Origin of the sequence: Anabaena sp. CA = ATCC 33047 (assembly GCF_963870205.1) — a bacterium.
GTDB lineage: Bacteria > Cyanobacteriota > Cyanobacteriia > Cyanobacteriales > Nostocaceae > Trichormus.
In genome coordinates this window covers 319,431-328,336 of record NZ_CAWMSA010000044.1, presented here as the reverse complement: position 1 = coordinate 328,336, position 8,906 = coordinate 319,431, and the positions used below count along the sequence as shown (strand labels likewise).

Genomic DNA, 8,906 nt, shown 5'->3' with positions numbered 1-8,906 from the left:
ATTCTGAGGCAAAATTATGAAATTTTGAATTTTGAATTTTGAATTTTGAATTTTGAGGGGACTGGGGACTGGGGACTGGGGATTGGTCATCAAACAAGTCAAAAGTCAATAATTCTGAGGCAAAATTATGAAATTTTGAATTTTGAATTTTGAATTTTGAATTTTGAGGGGACTGGGGATTGGTCATCAAACAAGTCAAAATTCAAGAATTCTGAGGCAAAATTATGAAATTTTGAATTTTGAATTTTGAATTTTGAATTTTGAATTGATTTGTCCCCCTCATCCCCCTACCTACTCTAAGGATCTACCCAACGCCCATCAGCTTTGATTAAATTAATCAACTCCTCTACACCTTTATCCTCTGGAACTTTTTTGATTTCTTCTCTACCACGGTATAAAGAAATAAAACCGGGATTTTTGCCGACATAACCATAGTCAGCATCAGCCATTTCTCCAGGGCCATTGACAATACAACCCATCACAGCAATATCTAAACCAGTCAGGTGTTTAGTAGCTTCCCGGACTCTATGTAAAACTTCCTCTAGGTTAAACAAAGTCCGTCCACAGGAAGGACAAGCCACATATTCCACCATAGTTTTCCGCAAACCTAACGCTTGCAGAATGCTGTAACACACCGGAATTTCTTTTTCTGGTGCTTCTGTCAGCGAAACGCGAATTGTATCACCAATACCATCAGATAGTAAGGTAGCAATACCAGCAGTTGATTTAATCCGTCCGTATTCCCCGTCACCGGCTTCTGTCACACCCAAATGTAGGGGGTAGTCCATCCCCAATTCATCCATGCGCTTGGCCATGAGGCGATAAGCAGCAACCATCACAGGAACTCGTGAGGCTTTCATGGAAACGACCAAGTTACGGAAATCTAGAGATTCACAGATGCGAATAAACTCTAAAGCAGATTCTACCATGCCTTCTGGGGTATCGCCGTAGGTAAACAGCATTCTTTCCGCCAGAGAACCGTGATTTACACCGATTCGCATAGCTTTGCCTTGGTCACGCAGAGAAACTACCAGAGGTTCTAGAGTTTCGCGGATTTTTTCCCCAATTTCATCAAATTCAGCTTGAGTGTATTCGGTTCTGTTAGCGTTTGGTTTTTCAAACACATATAACCCTGGATTAATTCTTACCTTCTCAATGTGCTTGGCAACTTCCAGAGCAATTTTCATGCCATTGTGATGCACATCGGCAACAATTGGCACATCTTGGTAAGTTTGGATGAGTTTTCGTTTAATATCTGCTAATGCTGCCGCATGAGCCAGACTAGGTACTGTAACGCGGACAATTTCACAGCCAACCTCGTGCAAGCGACGAATAGCTGCGACAGAACCATCAATATCAAGAGTATCTTCATTAATCATTGACTGCACGACTACAGGGTAGCCGCCGCCAATGGTGATATTGCCCACCTTTACCGGACGGGTTTTCCGCCGTTTAATAGTGGTATCAAATAGGGGTTGATTTGCTGTGGTAGCGGATGTTGCGGGAGTCGGCAGAGTTTGCATAACCTTATTACTGAGATTTGCTGTAGCTAAAATATCAAAATTATTGAGCCTCTGTCTCTCAGATTGCCATAGGATGGGCTATTTTGAACGCTGGGATAATAAAAAAGGTAGATAGTTAGAATAGCACCAGATGATTAACATCACAGTTGTAGGGTGGGCATTGCTTGCAAACTGCTAAGACACTGAGTTTGATATATCTTGAGCAATGCCCACCAGAAGCTAAATGAACCTGCAAATGTAGAGACGTTGCATGCAACGTCTCTACTACAACCCCCCCTTCCCTACAAGGGAATGAGCTAGTTTGTAGGGTGGGCATTGCTTGCAAGCTGCTAAGACACTGAGTTTGATATATTTTGAGCAATGCCCACCAGAAGCTAAATGAACCCTGCAAATGTAGAGACTTTCTGATACAAATAAATAACTCAAAAATCAACTACAGTTAAATTAAAAACCTCTATAAATATGTCTACTCAAACAAATCAATTACCTATCCCCCCACACTTTCACCCCGAAACAGTCGGTGAAGTCTGGCGAGTACCATATCAGCAACGCGCTAGCGAAGCAGAAGCTTGGGCGAAACAACATCATATTTCACCAGCAGCCCTTGACAAAACGCGCATTTGTCTATTGTTAATCGATGTCCAAAACACATTCTGCATCCCTGGATTTGAGTTATTTGTCGGTGGTAAATCTGGAACTGGCGCAGTAGATGATAATCGCCGAATATGTGAATTTATCTATCACAATTTAGGCAGAATTACTAAAATTATTCCTACCCTCGACACACACACCACAATGCAAATTTTTCATCCGATTTTTTGGGTGAATAATGCAGGAGAACATCCCACACCAGCCGCTACTAATATTACTCCCGCCGATATTGAAAAGGGAATTTGGCAAGTTAACCCAGATATTGCTAATAGTATTACAAATGCCAATTATGAATTATTAACAAAACACGCTTACCACTACGTTAAGCAACTCAGTCAAGATGGTAAATATCCTCTGACTGTTTGGCCTTATCATTCTATGTTAGGTGGTATTGGTCATGCTTTAGTTTCTGCGGTGGAAGAAGCAATATTTTTCCACTGTGTTGCTAGGCAAAGTCAAACCCAATTTGAAATCAAAGGTAATCATCCTTTAACAGAAAATTATTCGGTTTTACGTCCAGAAGTTTTACAAGGTTTTGATAATAGTCCACTGGCTCACAAAAATACGTCATTAATTCAACAGCTTTTAGAATTTGATGTAGTGGTGATTGCAGGGCAAGCTAAAAGTCATTGTGTGGCTTGGACTATTGATGATTTATTAACAGAAATTAACCAAATAGATGCGGGTTTGGCGAAGAAAATATATTTGCTAGAAGATTGTACTTCGCCTGTTGTAGTTCCTGGGGTAGTTGACTATACAGAAGCCGCAGATGCAGCATTTGCTAGATTCGCAGCAGCAGGTATGCAGATTATTAAATCTAGCTTACTACAAATGTAGAGACGTTGCATGCAACGTCTCTACAACCCCCATTCCCTACAAGGGAAGGGGGGCAAAGGGGGGTTAGGTTTTTTAAGTTGGATTGAATAGATATAAGTAGGTCGGTGTAAATAATTAAAGGTTTGTAGTAAGGGCTAAAGCCCTTTCATGAGGACTAAAGTCCTCACTACAAACTCGATTTCTATAATTTTACATTACTTAACATAGTTATATTTATTTCCGCCGACTTACTTAATTACTTATAAAATGATTAATAATTTATAATAATTAAAAATATCTAAATATATAAAAAAATAGAGGTTGTGGGTGTTGACAGCTAACGTTGTTTTTGTTGTTTGAGCCAACCGCCTAAGTCTGTGCCAATATCATTGATGAATTTACCTGCGTATTCGTAGCGGTAGATGGGGATGAGGTGCAAATCTAGCAAGAGTCGGGTTTGATAGCGGAGAATATCTAGCTCGGTGTTGAGTGATTCTAAGATGGTGATTTTTTGTTTGGCATAACGCGCTGTGATTAGTCCCTCTAAGATATGATATAGTCTATTTAGCATCCTATCACCCAATGTAAATTTGTGTGTTTTAGGTAAGCGGCTCAAAATTGGGGCATACCAGGCAATAAAATCATAAGTTTTTTGGATAATCGGTAAATCTTCCATTTTTTTTGTGCTATACTCAGAACAGTTAAGGTAGATTGTAGATCAATTATTTGAAAAAAATTTTGATCGTTCCGCTCCGCTACACTTAACAAGGGTAAAGAAAAGAGAATAAAGGGCAAGAGGGCAGAAGTGTAAAGGGTTACATTGTCCTCGCCGCAGCACCAACGCAAACCACCCGAAAACCGTTGAGGTTGTCGTCGTTGACGGGGTAGAACCTGCTGCGATTAGCAGAACGGCAATCCTCAGGATTGAGGAACCACGAACCACCGCGCAGCACTCGTATCTGATTATCATTATCATCAGCATCAATTAACCAAGCACTACCATCTTTAGGCGCACCTTGATAATCATCATGCCAATGGTCTTGACACCATTCCCACACGTTCCCGTGCATATCATATAAACCAAAAGCGTTCGGTTTAAAACTACCTACAACAGTAGTTTTTTCTCGATACTCTTTTTTTGGCTCATCTGCAAAGGTATTGCTAGCATCATAATTAGCTAACTCACCTGTGATTGTCTCACCAAAATGAAATGGTGTTTTTGTTCCAGCGCGACAGGCGTATTCCCATTCCGCTTCAGTGGGTAAACGATATTGTCGTCCGGTGTATTTTGAGAGTCTTTTACAAAACTCTTCTGCATCATACCACGAAATTTTCTCAACGGGAAGATCATCACCTTTAAATCTTGACGGTTCTAGTTGTAACTCTCTCTCCACCTGCGGTAATTTAGCCACAGCCCGCCATTGGGCTTGTGTCACCTGATATTTACCCATAAAAAATGGGCTGACTGTCACCTGATGCTGGGGATATTCATCTTTGTCGCCTTCACCCTGTGGCGAACCCATCATAAATTTACCACCAGGAATCGCCACCATATCTAATGTGACACGATCGCCTAAATTTTCAGTGAAATATTGAGCTTGTTTAGTTTCTGTTTTAGTAATTTCACCACGACGGTTAACGGTGACGACTTCAAAGGAAAATGTTGATAAGCTATCATCACCCTCTGAGGGTATTTTAAGCTCCAGATCCTCAAATTTCAAAGAGTCGCCATATTGTTGACGCAATTGCCTAAATTCAGCCTCGGCTGTTTCTTCGTCTCCTCTAGCTTTTGCCTCCCAACCACGAGATAAAGTTAATAAAGGTTCAAATCCTACTTTAATTAATGGGTCAGTATCAGCGTAACTTTCCATTAAATAACTTAATTTCACCCAATCTGCGGGTGTTTTTTCCAAAGCATTTTTTAAAGCTTGAGCAATATCTTTAACTGCTGCTTGAGAGTTAGTATAAGCCAATGCTGTCCAATGAGGTGCAGCACCGAAGTCTTCAGCAGCATAGTCATTAGTTTGTAGTTCTTGTTTAATATAAGCCACCATAAAATCAGACAACTGTTTGAGTCTGGTTTCACCAAAGCGGGAGTCTTTGATGAGGTCATTTAGTAATTCGTGGCGGAGTTTTGGATCTAGTTCATAAAGTTGATAGCCTACAGGGTCGCACAAAATCAGTAAAATATCAGCAACGGCTATATAAGGTGTGTTTGGTAAAAAGTTTTCTCGCAGTAAATATAAAAGTTCTGGTGTGAGTGCTAAGGGAAACGCCGCATGACAAGCTAAGTCAAGATGTGGTTTTCCAAAGCGTTGGCGGAAGTATTTGGGTAGTGAGTGGTTGCTCATAAGTTATCAGTTTTGTAGGTTGGGTTGAGGTAAGGAAACCCAACATAGATATTGGTGTTGGGTTGCGCTGCGCTTAACCCAACCTACATTTATAATTTCATTTATAATTTTGAATTTTGAATTTTGACTTTTGACTTTTGAATTGTTATCACCCCCTCCCTACTCGCATGGCGGCTTTAATTCCTGAACTGTCAAGTTCAAACATGGGAACTAATTCTTGAATGTATCCGGCGGTTGTACCTAGCCAGCGTTCTTCCGGTACGGGATTTAACCATGCAATATGACGCACAGACTCACCTAATTTTATCAGAAATTCCTTGGTTAACTCAATTCTCCGGCGGTTAATCCCACCACGAGCCGCACCAGCATCACTAATAATTAAAGCTACGGTGCGTTTAGTATGCAATTTGGGGAGTAATTCATGCAAAAGTTGAGCTTCGGGACGCTGGGGATGGAAATATAAATAATCTTGAGGACAGTTGCGAAAATAGTATGTTTGAGCTTTACCTAAGCGTCCTCCTTGGAGATGGTCTACTAATTTTTGCGATAGGAGATTAAAGGGAATCATGGAATTAGAAGCGTCAATTAATAGGAGTAATTCGGCTCGATTAATTCGATTAGGAATTAATACTGGTTCTAAAAATATTCCTTCTTGGCAGATTTTAGCGATGGTGGCTTCTATGTCTATTTCTGTTAGTTCTCCCTCGCGAATGGGATGACGCAAGTAACGCCAACTGCGCTGTATTTGTCGTTCGGTGACGGGGAAATCAATGACATCAAATTGATATTTTTTATCTGTATATGGTTTTTTTGGTAATAGTTGAGTCCGTAAAGCAATGGGAACTACAGGAATTTCTGGTAAATTTTGTTGTGGTTTTGTATCTGTTACATCTTTTTCTGTTTCATTCGTAGGTTCGTCTTTTTGCTTATCAGGTAATTGTTGGTTAGCTGATGATTTTAGAGTATCATCTTTATTTATAATTTTATTTAAATCATCATCCTGGCGAAAATAATCATCAAAGTATTGGTCAAATTTTGCAGCTTGAATTGATGATTTTGGTTTCAACCACAACAAGCGACAAACTTGTTTTAATTCTTCTAGACTAGCTAAACCAAATCCACCATGTAGTGCTTCTATTAATAGGTAATATTGGTCAATAGTCAAAGATAAGCCAGCTTCATCTCGCATCAAGATAAAGAAATCGAATAGGGGTGGTTTTGGCTGACTCATTATGACTGTTGGTTGTGATTGTTGTGATAATATTCTTGGTCTTCTTTAGTTTTCAGCAATATTCCCAATAAATGACGATTTTCTGGTTGACCGATTTCGTTAATCGCTTTGATAGCAGCTTCGGTGTCAGTATAATCTTTTTTCAACCAGCGTATTAAGTCTATGAGTTCGCTGGTACTAGCTTTTTTACCGTCTTTTCGTCTATTGCCAGTATTACGTAACTCAAGAAATTTATCAACGGCAGTCTTGACTAATGTTTTATGCTTAGTTTTAGGGAAGTGAGAATTGACGATTTTAATTAATTGTTCTTGATCAGGAAAATCTAGATAATAATAAATACACCGTCGCAAAAAAGCATCCGGTAAGTCTTTTTCGCTATTACTGGTGATGATGACAATTGGTGTTTGCTTGGCTTTTATTATTTCCTTGGTTTCAGTAACTTTAAATTCTGATTTATCTAACTCTAGTAAAAGGTCGTTGGGAAAATCAATATCAGCTTTATCGATTTCGTCAATTAAGACTATCGGACGCAATTTTTCTACTTGAAAAGCATTACCCAAGACTCCCCAGGTAATATAAGCATCTTTATCTTGTAGTAGTTTTAGTTTTTGTTGTTTTTCTGTGTTGTCTAAAAAGTCAGCATTAATTAATTGAGCATCCCGCAAACGTCCCACAGCATCATAGGTATATAAACCTTCTTTGGCGCGGGTGGTAGATTTTATATACCAAGGAAAGTAAGGATATTCTGTAAGTTCTAAAGATGCTAATTCTGCTTGAAAGCGAATGGTAAATTCATGAGCTATAGCACTTGCTAAAAGTGTTTTACCACAACCGGGTTCGCCTTGTAGCAATAGGGGACGCTGGAGATAAATTGCTAAGTTAACCGCTTGGATTAATCCTGCATTTGGTAGGTAAGGATATTGTTTTTGTCCTCGCAGTTCTGTGTTATTGGTGTCAATTTGAGGCTGGTATTCTGGCTCGCCTGTGTATTTATATTCTAGTTGTTTGTTAGTCATAGTGGTAGTGTTCTTTCAATATCAATTTTCCAATTTAAATCAAAACATTGGCAGATGTACTCAATAGCCTGAATAGGTGTATTATTATAGCTAATAATCTCTTGAGTTATTTCACTTAAATTTGATTTTGCATCATGAGATTTAAAAATTTTTTGATAACATTTAGTCCATATTTTAATTTCTGCATCCGAAAATTTATCTAATTCTTTTATCTCCAATAAAATATTATTTTCAATATCATACTCCTTACTGATTTGATTAAATAAATTGCTAAATTTTTGCTGTCCATAATTATCTATTAAAAACAATAATAAAGGTTGAGTATTTACTGTGTTAGGATGCTTAATTTTTTCATGTAAATATTTCCAAAATGGTTCTATAAATTTGTTTAACTCTTGGCAACCAACTACATCGACGTTGTGGAAACATAGCAAAATGGGTTGTGTTTGCCAATGTGTATAAATCACATCTACAATTGTTTGAGGATTCCTAGAGCTACTACCGACTTTAGCAGCTATATCATCCCATATTCTTTGAATATCACGATGTTTTTTAGTCAAATTGATAGGATGACAAAAAGCAGTAGTTAAACCATCATCAACTTGTTCACAAAGTCGATTCACTAACCAGCGTTGACCGTATCCATATTGACCGTGAATTAAAAAAGTAGCTGCGTATTTGTTTTCAACAATTTTAGTTATATAATCTCTAAAATCCTTTTCTTGTTCATTATAATTTAATTTTTTTAGTGCATTTATGATGTTTTCACTAGAATTATTTTCAACTGATTGTTTAGACGGTTTTGGAGATGTCTTATGATTATTATTATGAAATTCTTGATAATCAGAGTTTTCTAAATAATAGTTATCAAAATTATCTTTCGGATACTTTTCTTGACATTTGGTTACTAATTTATCAAAAAAAGACTCAAGAGTTACTTCATTAACTCCTGCTGTTCTCTTTCTAATTTTTCCAATCGTTGCTCTATCTAACGAAAACTCTGCTTGGATATGGGTATTATAGATTTTTTTACGGTCAGGAAAATATCTCTTTAACAAATATTCGAGTTTATTTAATCCCTCGTCAGTTAAAACAAAACTTGGTTTAGGAGTGCGATCGCCTGTCATACTGGAAACTAAATTGCTGATCATCAGCATTTTAAAAAAGAGAAATTTTTTGTAGGCTAGAAAACCTACTGTTATTAGCTGTCAGGCATTTTACCAAAGTTTTTGTCAATTTTGCTGATCATCAGCGTGATCATCAGCACAGAGGGGGTTATGAGTTTGCAATATTGGTTGTCATCGAGGAACACAAACGA

The 8,906-nt window shown here is 38.1% G+C and carries 7 protein-coding genes; 1 reads left to right on the top strand and 6 read right to left on the bottom strand.

Annotated features, from left to right (window positions below; genetic code table 11):
* Positions 1-296 precede the first annotated feature (296 nt).
* Positions 297-1,523, bottom strand: a complete 1,227-nt coding sequence (gene ispG / locus AACS98_RS13335; RefSeq protein ID WP_066380551.1) for a (E)-4-hydroxy-3-methylbut-2-enyl-diphosphate synthase — start codon at positions 1,521-1,523, stop codon at positions 297-299.
* Positions 1,524-1,985: 462 nt separating this feature from the next.
* Between ispG and AACS98_RS13330 the strand changes: the two genes are divergently transcribed.
* A complete protein-coding gene (locus AACS98_RS13330) occupies positions 1,986-3,011 on the top strand; it encodes an isochorismatase (RefSeq protein ID WP_066380550.1) in 1,026 nt (341 codons plus the stop codon).
* 316 nt (positions 3,012-3,327) lie between these two features.
* Here AACS98_RS13330 and avd read toward each other — a convergent pair whose 3' ends face one another.
* From avd to AACS98_RS13305, 5 genes are all read right to left on the bottom strand, one after another.
* The gene (gene avd / locus AACS98_RS13325; RefSeq protein WP_066380548.1) at positions 3,328-3,666 is read right to left on the bottom strand and encodes a diversity-generating retroelement protein Avd; all 339 of its coding nucleotides are present in this window, start codon (positions 3,664-3,666) and stop codon (positions 3,328-3,330) included.
* 139 nt (positions 3,667-3,805) lie between these two features.
* Complete coding sequence (locus AACS98_RS13320) at positions 3,806-5,341, bottom strand: formylglycine-generating enzyme family protein (RefSeq protein WP_066380546.1); 1,536 nt, start codon at positions 5,339-5,341, stop codon at positions 3,806-3,808.
* 148 nt (positions 5,342-5,489) lie between these two features.
* On the bottom strand, positions 5,490-6,572 hold the full coding sequence (locus AACS98_RS13315) for a hypothetical protein (RefSeq protein WP_066380544.1): 1,083 nt from the start codon (positions 6,570-6,572) through the stop codon (positions 5,490-5,492).
* Positions 6,572-7,588, bottom strand: a complete 1,017-nt coding sequence (locus AACS98_RS13310; protein ID WP_066380541.1) for an AAA family ATPase — start codon at positions 7,586-7,588, stop codon at positions 6,572-6,574. Before AACS98_RS13310 ends, AACS98_RS13315 begins: the two co-directional genes overlap by 1 nt.
* On the bottom strand, positions 7,585-8,715 hold the full coding sequence (locus AACS98_RS13305; RefSeq protein ID WP_157087517.1) for a hypothetical protein: 1,131 nt from the start codon (positions 8,713-8,715) through the stop codon (positions 7,585-7,587). Before AACS98_RS13305 ends, AACS98_RS13310 begins: the two co-directional genes overlap by 4 nt.
* Positions 8,716-8,906: the final 191 nt, after the last annotated feature.